Origin of the sequence: Streptomyces sp. TLI_053 (assembly GCF_900105395.1) — a bacterium.
Classification (GTDB): domain Bacteria; phylum Actinomycetota; class Actinomycetes; order Streptomycetales; family Streptomycetaceae; genus Kitasatospora.
Map to the genome: position 1 here is coordinate 4937155 of NZ_LT629775.1, position 14819 is coordinate 4951973.

The 14819-nt window shown below is 72.5% G+C and carries 12 protein-coding genes and 1 tRNA gene; 5 read left to right on the plus strand and 8 right to left on the minus strand.

Going from position 1 to position 14819, the window contains the following annotated elements:
* The first annotated feature begins 29 nt into the window (after positions 1-29).
* The 4 genes from BLU95_RS19910 to BLU95_RS19925 are packed head-to-tail and all read left to right on the plus strand — an operon-like array spanning position 30 to position 3158.
* Positions 30-209, plus strand: a complete 180-nt coding sequence (locus tag BLU95_RS19910; protein ID WP_093861222.1) for a hypothetical protein — start codon at positions 30-32, stop codon at positions 207-209.
* A gap of 57 nt (positions 210-266) precedes the next feature.
* Positions 267-929, plus strand: coding sequence for an aminodeoxychorismate/anthranilate synthase component II (locus BLU95_RS19915; RefSeq protein WP_093861223.1), 663 nt, complete (start codon positions 267-269; stop codon positions 927-929).
* 5 nt (positions 930-934) lie between these two features.
* Positions 935-2302 carry a class E sortase gene (locus BLU95_RS44190; RefSeq protein WP_231978658.1) on the plus strand — a complete coding sequence of 456 codons (1368 nt, stop codon included), beginning with the start codon at positions 935-937 and terminating at the stop codon, positions 2300-2302.
* Positions 2303-2336: 34 nt separating this feature from the next.
* On the plus strand, positions 2337-3158 hold the full coding sequence (locus BLU95_RS19925) for a class E sortase (RefSeq protein ID WP_093861224.1): 822 nt from the start codon (positions 2337-2339) through the stop codon (positions 3156-3158).
* Positions 3159-3499: 341 nt separating this feature from the next.
* Here BLU95_RS19925 and pknB read toward each other — a convergent pair whose 3' ends face one another.
* The 6 genes from pknB to BLU95_RS19955 all read right to left on the minus strand — a co-directional run bounded on the left by pknB (position 3500) and on the right by BLU95_RS19955 (position 12146).
* Positions 3500-5662: a Stk1 family PASTA domain-containing Ser/Thr kinase gene (gene pknB / locus BLU95_RS19930; RefSeq protein WP_093861225.1), complete on the minus strand. Its 2163-nt coding sequence runs from the start codon at positions 5660-5662 to the stop codon at positions 3500-3502.
* Between the two features lie 275 nt (positions 5663-5937).
* The gene (locus BLU95_RS19935; protein ID WP_093861226.1) at positions 5938-7395 is read right to left on the minus strand and encodes a peptidoglycan D,D-transpeptidase FtsI family protein; all 1458 of its coding nucleotides are present in this window, start codon (positions 7393-7395) and stop codon (positions 5938-5940) included.
* Complete coding sequence (locus BLU95_RS19940) at positions 7392-8861, minus strand: FtsW/RodA/SpoVE family cell cycle protein (RefSeq protein ID WP_093861227.1); 1470 nt, start codon at positions 8859-8861, stop codon at positions 7392-7394. Before BLU95_RS19940 ends, BLU95_RS19935 begins: the two co-directional genes overlap by 4 nt.
* Positions 8862-9002: 141 nt before the next feature.
* Positions 9003-10673: a PP2C family protein-serine/threonine phosphatase gene (locus tag BLU95_RS19945; RefSeq protein WP_093861228.1), complete on the minus strand. Its 1671-nt coding sequence runs from the start codon at positions 10671-10673 to the stop codon at positions 9003-9005.
* Positions 10674-10726: 53 nt separating this feature from the next.
* Complete coding sequence (locus BLU95_RS19950) at positions 10727-11257, minus strand: FHA domain-containing protein FhaB/FipA (protein WP_093861229.1); 531 nt, start codon at positions 11255-11257, stop codon at positions 10727-10729.
* 13 nt (positions 11258-11270) lie between these two features.
* A complete protein-coding gene (locus BLU95_RS19955) occupies positions 11271-12146 on the minus strand; it encodes an FHA domain-containing protein (RefSeq protein WP_093861230.1) in 876 nt (291 codons plus the stop codon).
* A gap of 419 nt (positions 12147-12565) precedes the next feature.
* Here BLU95_RS19955 and BLU95_RS19960 point away from each other — a divergent pair.
* A tRNA-Leu gene (locus BLU95_RS19960) sits at positions 12566-12649 on the plus strand.
* A gap of 112 nt (positions 12650-12761) precedes the next feature.
* On the opposite strand, the gene BLU95_RS19965 is transcribed toward BLU95_RS19960, so the two are convergent.
* Together BLU95_RS19965 and BLU95_RS19970 are read right to left on the minus strand one after the other, a co-directional pair.
* Positions 12762-13901, minus strand: a complete 1140-nt coding sequence (locus tag BLU95_RS19965) for a sensor histidine kinase (protein ID WP_093861231.1) — start codon at positions 13899-13901, stop codon at positions 12762-12764.
* The gene (locus BLU95_RS19970; protein WP_173862083.1) at positions 13898-14611 is read right to left on the minus strand and encodes a response regulator; all 714 of its coding nucleotides are present in this window, start codon (positions 14609-14611) and stop codon (positions 13898-13900) included. Before BLU95_RS19970 ends, BLU95_RS19965 begins: the two co-directional genes overlap by 4 nt.
* Positions 14612-14819 lie beyond the last annotated feature (208 nt).

Below are 14819 nucleotides of genomic sequence, written 5' to 3' on the forward strand. Positions count from 1 at the left end.
ACCCCAGTCCAATACGTCGAGGGAGCACCATGTACGGCTGGATCTGGCGTCATCTGCCGGGGAACGTCCTGGTCAAGGCCGCGATCTCGGTCCTGCTCGTGCTGGGACTGGTCTACCTCCTCTTCACCTACGTCTTCCCGTGGGCGGAACCGCTGCTCCCCTTCGGTGACGTCACAGTGGACGGGAACGGCGACGGCGCCGTCGGCTGACCCGACGACCCGCCCCGTCCCGTTCCGGACCCCGCACCCCTCGGAGAACGCGCGCCCATGACCTCCCGGCCCACCCAGCCCCGCATCCTGGTCGTCGACAACTACGACAGCTTCGTCTTCAACCTGGTCCAGTACCTCTACCAGCTCGGCGCCACCTGCGAGGTGGTCCGCAACGACGAGGTGACCGTCGAGCACGCGGTGCGCCGCGACGGCGACCGGGGCTTCGACGGGGTGCTGCTCTCCCCCGGCCCGGGCGCCCCCGAGGAGGCCGGCGTCTGCATCGAGATGGTGCACCACTGCGCGCGGGCCGGTCTGCCGGTGTTCGGCGTCTGCCTGGGGCTCCAGTCGATCGCGGTGGCCTACGGCGCGGTGGTCGGCCGGGCGCCGGAGCTGCTGCACGGCAAGACCTCGCTGGTCGAGCACGAGGACGGCGGCGTGTTCGCGGGCCTGCCCTCGCCGCTCACCGCGACCCGGTACCACTCGCTGGCGGTCGATCCGGCCACCGTGCCGGACGAACTGGTGGTCACCGCGCGCACCGGCAGCGGTGTCGTCATGGGGCTGCGCCACCGGGACCTCGCGGTGGAGGGGGTGCAGTTCCACCCGGAGTCGGTGCTCACCGAGGGAGGTCACCGGATGCTCGCCAACTGGCTGGCCGAGTGCGGTGACCCCCTGGCCGTCGACCGGTCGGCCGGGCTCGCCCCGGTGATCGGCCGGGGCTGAGCGGCGTGACCGCGGTGCGTCCGGAGGGGCGATACCAGCCGGGGGCGGACCCGGAGGGCGGTGACGCGTACCGCGCCGGGGTGCAGTACGGGCAGCAGCACGAGCCGTACGGGCAGCAGCAGGACCCGTACGGGCAGCACCTCCAGGGGGTCCCGTACCAGCAGGCCCCGCAGCAGTACCCGCAGGCCGGTGCGGGCGCGTACCCGCAGCAGGGCGCCCACCCGCAGCAGGACCAGTACGGCCAGTACGGCCGGCAGCAGCCCCAGCCCTCCCAGCAGGGCCAGTACGTGCAGCAGGGCCAGTACGCGCAGCAGCCCCAGCAGGGCCAGTACCAGTCCTACGACCCGTACCAGGCCGGGCCGGACCACCGGGGCCGGGGCGCGAACGCCGGTGCGGACCCGGCCTGGCCGGCGCAGTCCGGGGCCGAGGACGGCTGGGGCGTCTACGAGCCCGCGCCGCCCGTCGTGCCGGAGCCGGCCGGGGCGGTGCCCCAGGAGCCGGAGCCGGCCGGGGCGGTGCTCGCCGCCGCGGAGACGGTCACCATGGCCGCCGTGGCCGGTGAACAGCTGCCGCCCGCCCCGGGCGGCCGGGCCGAGCGCCGTCGTGCCGCGCAGGGCCGCGGCCGGCGCCGCGCGGGCGGCCGGGCCGCGGCCGGTCCCCCGGTCAAGGAGTCGGCGGCGGTGGTCTTCGCCCGGTTCCTCGGGGAGCTGTGCATCACCCTCGGCCTGGTGATGCTGCTCTTCGTCTCGTACCAGCTCTGGTGGACCAACGTGCAGGCCGACGCGGCCGCCGACGGTGCCCGCAACCGACTGGAGCAGCAGTTCGACGCCGGGCCCGCCCAAGGCGCCCCGGCGCCCGGACAGCCGGCGCCGGACCCGGCCAAACCGGAGACCTTCGAGCCCGGCAAGGGCTTCGCGATCATCCACCTGCCGAAGCTGGGCCAGAAGTTCCCGATCGCCGAGGGCACCGCCAAGGCGCCCGTGCTGGACAAGGGCCTGGTGGGGCACTACTCCGGTACCGGCATGCCGGCCGACAAGGCGGGCAACTTCGCGCTGGCCGCGCACCGCAACACGCACGGCGAGCCGTTCCGCCGGATCAACCAGCTCGGCAAGGGCGACAAGATCGTGGTGGAGACCGCGACCGCGTACTACACCTACGAGGTCACCGGGGGCATCCCGGAGACGCCGCCGTCCAACGTGAGCGTCATCAAGCCGGTCCCGAACGGCGCCGGGTTCAGCGGTCCGGGCCGGTACATCACGCTGACCACGTGCACCCCGGAGTTCAGCTCCAAGGCGCGCCTGATCGTGTTTGGCAAGATGATCGAGGAAAGGCCGCGCAGCCAGGGCAAGCCGGCCGCCCTCGCGGGGGGCTGACCGCGGGCGGGCGGGCGACGACAGAGGGAGAGACGTGACCCAGGGGACCGAGCCCGCGGCCGAGGAGGCCGCTCCGTCGTCCGAGCCGGGGCCCGGCGGCGGACCCCGGCGACGCCGCGGGCGGGGCGGCCGGGCACTGGCCGTGCTGGGTGTCGTCGGCGAGCTGCTGATCACCCTGGGGCTGGTGCTGGGCCTGTTCGTCAGCTACTCGCTGTGGTGGACCGACGTGCTGGCGGACCGTTCCGCCTCGGCGGCCTCGGACCAGCTGCGCGAGTCCTGGGCGGCCGGTGCCCCGGCCGCTCCCCCGTCCGGTGGCCCGTCGGCCGGGCCGGCCGCGGCCGCCGCCACCGGGCCGGTCTACGCGGCGGGTGACGGGATCGGCTTCCTGCACGTCCCGGCGATGGGCCGGGACAACCAGGTGATGATCCGGATGGGCACCGACACGGCGACCCTGGCCGAGGGCGTGGCCGGGGTGTACGAGCAGCCGTACCGCTCGGCGATGCCCTGGGACGAGTCCGGCAACTTCGCGCTGGCCGCGCACCGGGACGGGCACGGGGCGAAGTTCCACGATCTCGACGCCGTCGGCAAGGGCGACGCGATCGTGGTCGAGACCCGCGACAAGTGGTACGTCTACCGGGTCGACAGCACCCTGCCGGAGACGTCGAAGTACGACACCGGCATCGTCGCCCCGGTGCCGAAGGGCTCCGGCTACACCGGTCCCGGCCGGTACATCACGCTGACCACCTGCACGCCGGTCTACACCTCGCGCTACCGGATGGCGGTCTGGGGGAGTCTGGTGCGGGTGGACGACATGGACGCCGCGCGCACTCCGCCCGCGGAGCTGCGGCAGCGCTGAGGCCCGCGGCACCCGCGGTCGGGTCCGGGAGCGGGCGCCGAGGGCCCGGCGGCGGGGCACGGGCGGCCCGGCGGCGGGCCACCGGCGTCCGGGGGCGGGGACGGGCGCCAGGGCCCGCCGCGGCCCTCCGGCGCCCCCGTACGGGCCCGTACGGGCCCGTACGGCCCCGGGAGCCGCCCGGAGCCCGCCAGGGCCTCGAGGGGGCCGGAACGCGGCCGCAGACCCCGGTGTACGCCCGAGGGCCCGTCGACGCGGTGTCGACGGGCCCTCGGGCGTTCTGCCGGGAACAACTCAGCCGGTCGGTCCGACCCCGGGGGGCTCAGAACCAGGGGAACCAGGGCTTAGTTGTTGGGTCCCCCTTTGGTGTTGCTGGGGGTGGGGAGGCCGGGGATCCCGGGGAGGGTCGGTGTGTCGCCCCCTTTGGGCGGATCCACCGCCTTGGTCATCAGCCCGACCGAGGTGTTCGGGTCCACCTGGGTCCCGGCCTGCGGGTTGGAGGCGATCACCGTGGCGTTGGGGTCCTGCGGGCCCTGGACGACGGTGTACTGCAGGCCCATCCCCTGGAGGGTCTTGATGGCGTCCTTGAGCTGGACGTTCTGCAGCGGCGGGACGGAGACCTTGTCCGGCGCCTTGAAGATGGTCAGCGTGATCTTGGTGTTGGCCGGCTGCTTGCCGCCGGCCGGGTTCTGCGAGGCGACCGTGTTGACCTTGGCGGGCTCGTTGGTCGTCTGGGTCTTCGAGGAGTCCACCTGGAAGCCGGCGCCGGTCAGCGCGGCCTCGGCGGCCTCCTTCTGCTGGCCGACCACGCTCGGCACGTTGATCTTGGCCTTGCCCTGCGACACGGTCAGCTTGACCGGGGCGGTCGGGTCGGCGCCGCCGCTGGCCGGGTCCTGCGAGAGCACCTGGTCCAGCGGGGCGTTGTCGTCGTCCTTGTAGTCGGTCGTCACATTGGTGAAGCCGGCGTCGGCGAGCGCCTTGACCGCCTGCTCCTTGGACTTGCCGACCACGCTGGGAACGGCGCTCTTGGCCGGGCCCGAGGACAGCTGCACCGTGATCGTGGCGGCCTCGGCGACCTGGTTGCCGGCCGTCGGGTTCTGCGTGCAGACCTGGTCCTTCTTCACGTTGGTGTCCGGGCAGGCGATCTTGTCGCCCTCGGTGAGCACCAGCTTCGGACCGGCCTGGGCGACGAGTGCCTTGGCCTCGGCCAGGGTCTTGCCGACGAGGCCCGGAGCCGCGATCTTCACGGCCTCCTTCTTCTCGTCGCCCTTCTTGTTGCCGAACATCGCCTGGGCGACGAAGAAGGTGCCCACCAGGACCAGCACGGCGGCGACCGCCAGCACGATCCAGGAGGTGTTGCTCTTCTTCGGCGGCTCCTCGGCACGCCGGCCGCCCCGGCCGTAGCCGTCGTCGTAGCCGTCGTTGCCGCCGGCCCCGGGGGCACCGGCGTAGGTCTGGCCGTAACCGTCGTCGTAACCGGGCTGGGGCTGGGCGGCGTAGCCGGCCGGAGCGGCCTGCGGCAGGACGGTGGTCGGACCGCCGGGGACCTGCTGCGGCAGCAGGTTGGTCTGGCCGTACGGGTCGTGCTGCGGGTAGCCGTTCTGGTCGTAGCCGTACCCGGCCGCGCCCATGCCGTACGCGGCGGCCTGCTGGGCGGCGGCCACCGGCAGGCCGTCGAGGAAGCGCTCGATGTCGTCGCGCATCTCGTCGGCGCTCTGGTAGCGGTAGTCGCGGTCCTTGGCGAGCGCCTTGAGCACGATCGCGTCGACCTCGGGGCGCACCTCGGGGTCGAAGACGGACGGCGGCTGCGCCTCTTCCCGGACGTGCTGGTAGGCGACCGCCACGGGGGAGTCGCCGACGAACGGCGGGCGCACCGTGAGCAGCTCGTAGAGCAGGCAGCCGGTGGAGTAGAGGTCGGAGCGGGCGTCCACCTGCTCGCCCTTGGCCTGCTCCGGGGAGAGGTACTGGGCGGTGCCGATGACGGCGGAGGTCTGCGTCATCGTCATGCCGGCGTCGCCCATCGCCCGGGCGATGCCGAAGTCCATCACCTTGACGTTGCCCTGGCGGGTGAGCATGACGTTGGCGGGCTTGATGTCGCGGTGCACGATGCCGGCCCGGTGGGAGTACTCCAGGGCCTGGAGGATGCCGATGGTCATCTCCAGCGCGCGCTCCGGCAGCAGCCGGCGGCCGGAGTGCAGCAGCTCCCGCAGCGTGGACCCCTCGACGTACTCCATCACGATGTACGGGATGGAGATGCCGTCGATGTAGTCCTCGCCGGTGTCGTACACGGCGACGATCGCGGGGTGGTTCAGCGACGCCGCGGACTGTGCCTCGCGGCGGAACCGGGCTTGGAAGGACGGATCGCGGGCCATGTCGGCCCGGAGCGTCTTCACGGCGACGGAGCGGCCGAGCCTGGTGTCATGGCCGAGGTACACCTCGGCCATGCCGCCGCGCCCGAGGACGCCGCCGAGCTCGTACCTGCCGCCGAGGCGACGAGGCTCTTCCATAGTTGCGACCCTCTCCCTCACCCGCCGGTGAGGTTGTGACGTAGGTGTCCCCGCACGCTCCCTGTGACGCCGTCCGGGCCCCGGATGGTTCTGCGGTCAGGACCGGTTCGGCACCGCACGGACGGCAACGGGTACACCCGCTGCTGCGGACACGCTACCGGTCGGACCGTACCGGACCCGAGTCGGCCGCAGGCCGATATCAGACCGGTATCCGGACCGGGGGTGCCGATCGTGACATTTCCCTCACCCGCCGCCGGCTCCCCCGGTGGCCCCTGTCACTTGCCGAGGACGGCCTGCATCACGGACTTCGCGATCGGGGCGGCCAGCCGGCCGCCGCTGATGCCGTCGCGGTTGTTGGAGCCGTCCTCGACGACCACCGCGACCGCGACCGTGCGGCCGTCGGAGGCCTTGGCGTAGGAGGTGAACCAGGCGAACGGCAGACCCGCGTTGCCCTCGCCGTGCTGGGCGGTGCCGGTCTTGCCGCCGACCGTGACGCCCGGGATCTTGGCGTTCTTGCCGGTGCCGTTCTCGACCACCGAGACCATCAGGTCCTGCATCTTCTGCGCGGTGGCCGGGCTGATCGGCTGCGAGAACTGCTTCTCGCTGTGCTTGGAGATGGTGGTCAGCGAGGCGGAGCGCTCCTCGGCGACCAGGTACGGCTGCATCAGCGAGCCGTTGTTGGCGATCGCCGCGGAGACCATCGCCATCTGCAGCGGGGTGGCCTGGGTGTCGTGCTGGCCGATCGAGTCCTGGGCGGTGCCGTCCGGGGTGGAGTTGGACGGGTAGACGCTCTTCTCGGACCGGACCGGGGTGTCCACGGTGCTGTTGAAGCCGAACTTCTCGGCCTGCACCCGCATCTTGTCCTTGCCGAGGTCGGCGCCGATCTTGGCGAACACCGTGTTGCAGGACTGGTCCATGCCGGACTTGATGGTGGCGTTGCCGCACTGCTCCCGGTCGGACTCGTTCTTCAGCACGAAGTTGGTGCCGGGCAGGGTGTACGGGTCCGGGGTCGCGGTCTGGTCGTCGATGTTCTGGTAGAGGCCGTTCTCGAACGCCGCCGAGGCCGTGACCAGCTTGAACGTCGAGCCGGGGGGGTAGGTCTCGCGCAGCGCCCGGTTGAGCATCGGCTTGTTGGGGTCGGCGTTGAGGTCGGTCCAGGCCTTGGAGTCGGTGGACTCGTTGCCCGCGAAGCTCGCCGGGTCGTAGGACGGGGTGGAGACCAGGGCCAGGATCGCGCCGGTCTTCGGGTCGAGCGCGACGACCGCGCCCTTCTTGTTGCCGAGCCCCTCGAAGGCCGCCTTCTGGGCCTTGGAGTTGATCGTGGTGACGACGTCGCCGCCGCGCTTCTGCTCCCCGGTCAGCATGTCCAGGGTGTTGCGGAAGAACAGCCGGTCGTCGCTGCCGGAGAGGACGCCGTCCTCGAGCTGCTCCAGCTGGCTGGCCCCGAAGGCCTGCGAGGAGTAGCCGGTGACCGGGGCGTACATCTGCGGGTCGGTCCAGGACCGCTTGTACTTGTAGCGCAGGCCGTCCACGAAGGTGGACTGGGTGATCGGCTGGCCGTCGACGATGATGTTGCCGCGCGGGTAGGCGTAGCGGTCGTAGACCTGCCGCTTGTTGTACTTGTTGCTCGCCCAGGCGTCGGCCTGCACGCCCTGGACCCAGTTGGTGCGCACCATGAGGGCCAGGATCAGCACGAGGCAGAAGATCGAGACCCGGCGGATCGGCTTGTTCACGAGGCGGTGACCCCCTGGATCTCGGGTGTGGGGGTGTGTTCCACCCCGGGGCGGCGGGCGTTGTCGCTGATCTTCAGCAGGATCGCGACCAGCGCCCAGTTGGCGACCACCGAGGATCCGCCCTGGGCGAGGAACGGCATGGTCATACCGGTCAGCGGGATCAGGCCGGTGACACCGCCGGCGACCACGAACACCTGCAGCGCCATCGCGGAGGAGAGCCCGACCGCGAACAGCTTGCCGAAGGGGTCGCGGGCGGCGACCGCGGTGCGCAGACCGCGCTGGATCAGCAGGGCGTAGAGCACGAAGATCGCCATCATGCCGGTGAGGCCGAGCTCCTCGCCGAAGGAGCCGAGGATGAAGTCGCTCTTGGCGGCGAAGTCGATCAGCCAGGAGCGGCCCTGACCGAGGCCGGAGCCGGTCACCCCGCCCGAGCCGAGCGCCATCAGCGACTGGCCGATCTGCTCGGTGGACCCCGGCGGCGGCTTCGGGGCGAAGGCGGCCATCGGGTCGAGCCAGGCGTCGATGCGGGTCTTGACGTGGCTGGCGGTGGAGGCCACCGCGACCGCGCCGCCGATCGACATCAGCAGGCCGACCACGATCCAGCTGGTCCGCTCGGTGGCGACGTAGAGCATCACCACGAAGAGGCCGAAGTACAGGAAGGACGAGCCGAGGTCGTTCTCGAAGATCAGGATCAGCAGGCTGAGCAGCCAGATCACGATGATCGGGCCGAGGTCCCGGCCGCGCGGCAGGTACAGGCCCATGAAGCGGCGGCTGGCCAGCGCCAGGGCGTCGCGCTTGACCATCAGGTAGCCGGCGAAGAACACCGTCAGGATGATCTTGGCGAACTCACCGGGCTGGATCGAGAAGGCGCCCATCCGGATCCAGATCTTGGCGCCGAGGTCCTCCTTGCGCTCCGGGAAGAACGCCGGGGCGGCGAGCAGCACCAGGGCCACCGCCATCGAGATGTAGGTGTAGCGCTGCAGGACCCGGTGGTCCTTCAGGAAGACCATCACCACGATGAAGAACGCGATGCCCAGGCCCGACCACATCAGCTGGTTGGAGGCGGCCGGGAAGTTGTTGTGCAGCAGCGGCCCGGCCTTGTCCAGCCGCCAGATCATCACCACGCCGAGCCCGTTCAGCAGGGTGGCGATCGGCAGCATCAGCGGGTCCGCGTACGGGGCGAACCTGCGCATCAGCAGGTGCGCGATCAGGGCGAGCGCACCCATGCCCAGGCCGTAGCCGAGCATCCCGGCGGGCAGCTTGTCGTCCATCGCCAGGCCCACGTTGGCGTAGGCCAGGACCGGCAGCAGCACCGCGAACGCCAGCATCGCCAGCTCGGTGTTGCGCCGGTTCGGCGTCGCCTGCGGCGAGATGGTGGTGTTGCGGCGGCGCCGCGAGGACGCGCGGTCGGCCGGAACGCCGGCGGACCGGCTGTTCGGGTCGCTGCTCACATCGAAGGTACTCATGCTCCCGCCCCGCTCCGCTCGGCAGGGGCGTTCGCCCGCACGCGCCTCTCGTCGGCCTGTTCGCTTCGCTCTCTCACGTGGTAGCCGCTCCCTGACGGCCGGCGGACCCGCGCCGGGCGGGCCTATGTCGGGTCGCGTCCGTCACGGCTTCGGGCAGGAGTCGGCGCGCTGCCGCTCCTCGTCGCTCAGGCCGGGCAGGTCGCTCTGCGGGGCCGCCGGGGCCGCGGCACCCTGGCCGGGTACGACGGGGGCCGGGGCACTCGTGCTCGGCGTGCTCGGACTCGGGGTGGTCGTGGGGACGCCGGCCGCCGGGGCGCGTCCGGTCGCGGACGGGCTGGGCGCGGTGGTCGCCGTCACGAACCCGGCGTGCGTCGCCACGGTCCCGGCGGCGGCCTGCTGGGTCGGCTGGCCGGTCGCCGGCGTGCCGCCCGTGGTGGACGTGCCGCCGGCGGTGGCCCGGACGTCGGAGACCCTGCGGCAGAACGCGGCCTGCTCGCCCAGCTTCTTCACCTTGTCGTCGGCGTCGCCCAGGCTGCTCGCCGAGATGGTGTTGGTGACGTGGGTGCGCTGGTCCTGCGGGAGGTACTTGAGCTCGATGTCCTTGTACGGCGTGTGCACCGAGGACAGGTTCACTCCGGCCAGGCTCTGGTTCACGCCCTGGAAGACCGCGACGTGGTCGCCCTCGGCGCCCACGTAGTACTGGCTCTGGGTCCACTGGTAGCCGAAGAAGCCGCCCGCGCCCAGCAGGCCCACGGTGACCAGGCCGACCAGGGAGAACGCCAGCGCCCGGTTCTTGCGCCTGGGGCGCCGGGGCGCGTCGTCGTCGTAGTCCTCGGTCCCGTGCACCGAGGGCTCGGCGGAACCGCCCTCGTAGCCGCCGGCCGGGCCGAACCCGGGGTCGGGGACCCCGGCGCCGTAGCCCTCGGCGGGGCCGAAGGCGCCCTGCGGGCCGCGGCCGAGCCCGGCCGCGCGGCCGGCCGGGGTGTCGCGGATCGACTGGTCCGCGGCGGTCGAGGACGGCGGGGTCTCGGCGACCGCGCCGACCACCACCGGCACGTCGTTGAACCGGCCGCTCAGGGTGTCCGTGGCGCCGACGTCGAGGACGTCCGCGACGATGCAGGTGATGTTGTCCGGGCCGCCGCCGCGCAGCGCGAGCTGGATCAGCTCCTGCACGGTCTGCTCGGGCGAGTAGTAGCTGCCCAGCGTGTCCTGGAGGGTCTGGTGGCTGACCGGGCCGGAGAGGCCGTCGGAGCAGATCAGATACCGGTCGCCGGCCCGCACCTCGCGGATCGACAGGTCCGGTTCGACCTGGCCCCGGCCGTCCAGCGCGCGCATCAGCAGCGAACGCTGGGGGTGGGTCTCGGCCTCCTCCGGAGTGATCCGGCCCTCGTCGACCAGCCGCTGCACCCAGGTGTGGTCCTGGGTGATCTGCACCAGCGAGCCGTCCCGCAGCAGGTAGGCGCGGGAGTCTCCGACGTGGACCAGGCCCATCCGCTGGCCGGTCCAGAGCATCGCGGTGAGGGTGCAGCCCATGCCTTCGAGCTGCGGGTCCTCCTCGACCATCTGCCGGAGCCGGTCGTTGGCGCCCTGGACCGCGTCGCCGAGCAGGGTCAGCAGGTCGGCGCCCGGCACGTCCTCGTCCAGGCGGACGATCGAGCCGAGCACCTCGGAGGAAGCGACCTCACCGGCCGCCGCCCCGCCCATGCCGTCGGCCACGGCCAGCAGCCGCGGGCCGGCGTAGCCGGAGTCCTCGTTCCCCTCCCGGATCAGTCCCTTGTGGGAGCCGGCGGCGAAGCGCAGCACCAGGGTCATGCGACCTGTGCCCCCCTCTGGGTCATGGACGGGATGCTGTCCCTCATGCGCTACTACTTCCGCAGTTCGATGACGGTCCTGCCGATACGGATCGGCATGCCCGGCTGGAGCGGGGTCGGCGCGGTCAGGCGCTGACGGTCCAGATAGGTGCCGTTGGTGGAGCCTAGATCCTCCACCGTCCACTGCCCAGTCTGGTCGGGATAGATCCTGGCATGCCGGGAGGACGCGTAGTCGTCGTCCAGCACGATGGTGGAGTCGTGCGCCCGGCCCAGCGTGATGGTCTGGCCCTGCAGCGCGACGGTGGTCCCGGCCAGCGAGCCCTGCACCACGACCAGCTGGGTCGGGGCGCCGCGACGGCGCCCGCCGCCCTGGGTCGGCGGACCGCCGGCCGGCGGCTGGCCCTGCGGGGCCCGCCCGGCCGCACCGGCCGCGGGCGCCGCGGCGCCGCCGCCCCGGCGGGAGGACCGGGGGTTCACCCTGGTCCCGAAGAGGTCGCTGCGGATCACCTGGACCGCGACGATCACGAACAGCCACAGCACGGCCAGGAAGCCCAGCCGCATGACCGTGAGGGTCAGTTCTGACATAACCGCGCCCGCTCTACCCTTCGACCTGTCGGTAGACGATGGTGGTGGAGCCCACGACGATTCGAGAGCCGTCGCGGAGCGTAGCGCGCTGGGTGTGCTGCCCGTCCACCACGATGCCGTTCGTCGACCCCAGGTCCAGCACCATCGAGGGTGTGCCGGGGCGGATCTCGGCGTGCTTGCGGGACACCCCGGGGTCGTCGATGCGGACGTCCGCCTCGGTCGAGCGGCCGAGCACGCAGCCGTTCCCGGAGATCTGGTGGCGGGCGCCGTTCACCTCGATCCAGCGGCGCACCGAGGTGCCGTGGCCGCCGCCCGGGAAGGGGCGCACGTTGCCGCCGGCGGGGGCGGCCGGCGCGGTCGGCGCCGGCGGGGTCACGGGGGGCGCGGCCGGTGGCGGCGGGGGCGCGGCGTACTGGGCGCCGCCCTGCTGCCACGGTGCGCCGGGAGCCGGTGCGGCCGGCGGGCGGCCGTAGCCGGGCTGGGTCGGCTGCGCGGGGGCCTGCTGCTGCGGCTCCTCGGCGGCGAGGGTGCGGCTGCGCACCCGGTACAGGCCGGTGTCGAGGTCGTCGGCCTTCTCCAGGTTCACCTGCAGCGGGCCCATGAAGGTGTAGCGCTGGGCCTCCGCGTACTCGCGGACCATGCCGGCGAGCTCGTTGCCCAGCTGCCCGGAGTAGGGGCTCAGCCGCTCGTGGTCGTGCGGGCTGAGTTCGACGATGAAGTCGTTGGGCACGACGGTCCGGTCGCGGTTCCAGATGCTCGCGTTGTTGTCGCACTCGCGCTGCAGCGCTCCGGCGATCTCCACGGGCTGGACCTCGGACTTGAACACCTTGGCGAAGGTGCCGTTGACGAGACCCTCGAGCCGCTGCTCGAACTTCTTCAGCACTCCCATGGGGCACCCCCTTCCAAGGGTTCGTTCGCCTGCCTGCCGACCGGTTTCCGGGGGGAGCCGGTCGCGCCTGATTGCGGTACTTCCGTACTGATCGTATCCACGCCGGGGCCATCCGTACGGTTCCCGGACCATGTGGTGCCCGGGGGTGGGCTCGGACACACAGGGTGACGCATGCGGGCGGCAGCATGCCAGGAGTACCCGCCCGGCGGGCCCGGCATCCCTCGCTCGCCTGTTCGCCGGGCATCCGTTCGGATGCGCTCCGCCTCCCCCGGGAACGGATTCGGAGGTGACCCGCAGGTCGTGCTACTGTTTTGCATGTCGGAAGGGGCGCCCACCGGGTGGCCCGATCGAAGAACCGCGAAGACCACATGGTACCGAGCGGATCGGCTGATCGACCGGCAAGCGGTGAAAACACCCATGCGCGGGTGGCGGAATAGGCAGACGCGCTGGATTCAGGTTCCAGTGCCCGAAAGGGCGTGGGGGTTCAACTCCCCCCTCGCGCACAGCGAAGCCCCGCAGATCTTCGGATCTGCGGGGCTTTTTTGTTTCCCGGCACCGGCAGGGCGGTGGCGGTCCGGGGAGGACGGCCCCGGTCCGGGCCGGACGCTCCCGGTCTCAGGAGGACGGCGCCGGGAGGTCGGCGCGGACCTCGAAGCCGCCGTCCGCGGTCGGGCCGGCGTCCAGCGAGCCGCCGAGCAGCTGGGCGCGTTCGCGCAGGCCGACCAGGCCGTGGCCGCCGCCGGGCAGGATCCGGTCGGGACGGACCGGCGGGGCGTCGTTGCGCACCTCCACCCGCAGCCGTCGCCCCCGGGCCCGGATCCGGACGTGCACCGCGGCCTGCGGCGCGTACTTGGTGATGTTGGTGAGCGCCTCCTGGACGGTCCGGTAGGCGGCCCGCTCGACCGCCTCCGGCCAGGGGCGGTCGCCCGGGGCCAGCTCGGTGTCGGCGGCCAGCCCGCTCTCCTCGATCAGCCGGGGCAGGTCGGCCAGCCTGGGCTGCGGGGCCAGTGGCGCACCGGTCCTCGGCCCGCCGGCCCGCAGTACACCGACCATCTGCCGCAGCTCCTCCAGGGTGCGCACGGACAGCTCGCGGATGGTCGACGCGGCGCCCGAGGCCGCCGGGTCGGTGGTGGACACCTGGAGCGCGCCCGCCTGGATGCTGATCAGACTGACCTGGTGCGAGACCACGTCGTGCATCTCCCGGGCGAGCCGGCCGCGCTCCTCGCTCAGCACCCGGTCGGCCAGCAGCCGGCTCTCCCGGGCCTGGCCCCGGGTGAGCTCGTCCAGCCGACCCGCCAGCTCGCGCCTGGTCCGGGACAGCAGACCGGTGGCGGCCGGGCCCGCCGCGAGCATCACCGACTGGATGGCGTACAGCGCGGTGTCCCGGGTGGGCTCGAAGGACTGCTCGGAGAGCGGCCAGTGGAAGAACTCCACCAGGGCGAAGAGCGAGGCGCAGGGGAGCACCACCCGGGGGTGGGGGCGTTCGGCCGCCACCGTGTAGACGGCGGTGATCGGGGCGAGCCAGATGTCGTCGAGGTAGCTGCCGGGCATGGTCAGCAGCAGCACGGCGACCGGGTAGCGGCGCCGCCACAGCAGCGCCACGGCGGCCAGGACCGACAGCAGGGTCTGCCAGAGCGGGGCGCCGCGGGCCACCAGGGCGGCGTCCATCAGGGAGTAGACGGCGGGCAGCAGGATCATCAGCCAGGGCGCGGTGAGCCCGGCCGGAAGGCGTCGTGCGGGAGAGGGGTCGCTCATGCCCCGTCGCTCGGCTTCGGCCGGACCAGTCCGGCCCGGTGGGCGACGACGGCCGCCTGGACCCGGTTGGCGGCGCCGAGCTTGCCGAGGATCGCGCTGATGTGGTCCTTCACGGTGCCGGTGCCGAGGAACAGCCGGTCGGCGATCTCGGCGTTGGACAGCCCCTCGCCCAGCAGCGCCAGGACGTCCAGCTCCCGGCCGGTCAGGGTGCGGGCCAGGGACGCCGCCTCGGCGTCCGGGCCGCCGCCGTCCACGTAGCCGCCGATCACGGTCCGGGTCACGGTCGGGGAGAGGATGTTGCCGCCGGCCGCGAGCACCCGGACGGCGTGCACCAACTGGTCCGGGGCGGTGTCCTTGAGGAGGAAGCCGGAGGCGCCGGCCCGCAGCGCGGTGCCGATGTGCTCCTCGGTGTCGAAGGTGGTCAGCATCGCCACGGCCGGCGGATCGGGCAGCGCCCGCAGCCGGCGGAGCACCGAGATGCCGTCCAGGTCGGGCATCCGGATGTCGAGCAGCACCACGTGCGGACGCAGCCGCCGGACGTACTCCTCGGTCTGCGCGCCCGAGCAGTCGCCGACCACCTCCAGGTCGGGGGCGGAGCCGACGATGAGGCCCAGCCCGGACCGGACCAGGATCTCGTCGTCCACGATCAGCACGCGGGTGGTGGTGATGGTCCCTCCTCGGTTCGGCGGACGGGCCGGGCCGGTCCGCATGACTGAATCGAGAGTAGGGCCTGACCGGCGGCTTCGCCGGGCCCGGCCTCCCGGAGCAACCCCGCCGAACGGCGGGGGTGTGAATCCGCTGCCTGGTTCACGCGATTCTCACCGATCGTGGGGAACCATGGAATCGGCTGCCGTTCGGTCGGTCCGCGGCCGGGGTGGGTGGCCGGCCGGGCCGCGTGCGGATGCGGCCCACCATCTG

Coding starts and splice junctions, on each gene's coding strand:
- BLU95_RS19910 (WP_093861222.1), top strand. CDS start 30: ATGTACGGCTGGATCTGGCGTCATCTGCCGGGGAACGTCCTGGTCAAG.
- BLU95_RS19945 (WP_093861228.1), bottom strand. CDS start 10,673: ATGACCCTGGTGCTGCGCTTCGCCGCCGGCTCCCACAAGGGACTGATC.
- BLU95_RS19965 (WP_093861231.1), bottom strand. CDS start 13,901: ATGAGCGACCCCTCTCCCGCACGACGCCTTCCGGCCGGGCTCACCGCG.
- BLU95_RS19950 (WP_093861229.1), bottom strand. CDS start 11,257: ATGTCAGAACTGACCCTCACGGTCATGCGGCTGGGCTTCCTGGCCGTG.
- BLU95_RS19940 (WP_093861227.1), bottom strand. CDS start 8,861: ATGAGTACCTTCGATGTGAGCAGCGACCCGAACAGCCGGTCCGCCGGC.
- BLU95_RS19970 (WP_173862083.1), bottom strand. CDS start 14,611: ATGCGGACCGGCCCGGCCCGTCCGCCGAACCGAGGAGGGACCATCACC.
- pknB (WP_093861225.1), bottom strand. CDS start 5,662: ATGGAAGAGCCTCGTCGCCTCGGCGGCAGGTACGAGCTCGGCGGCGTC.
- BLU95_RS19915 (WP_093861223.1), top strand. CDS start 267: ATGACCTCCCGGCCCACCCAGCCCCGCATCCTGGTCGTCGACAACTAC.
- BLU95_RS19955 (WP_093861230.1), bottom strand. CDS start 12,146: ATGGGAGTGCTGAAGAAGTTCGAGCAGCGGCTCGAGGGTCTCGTCAAC.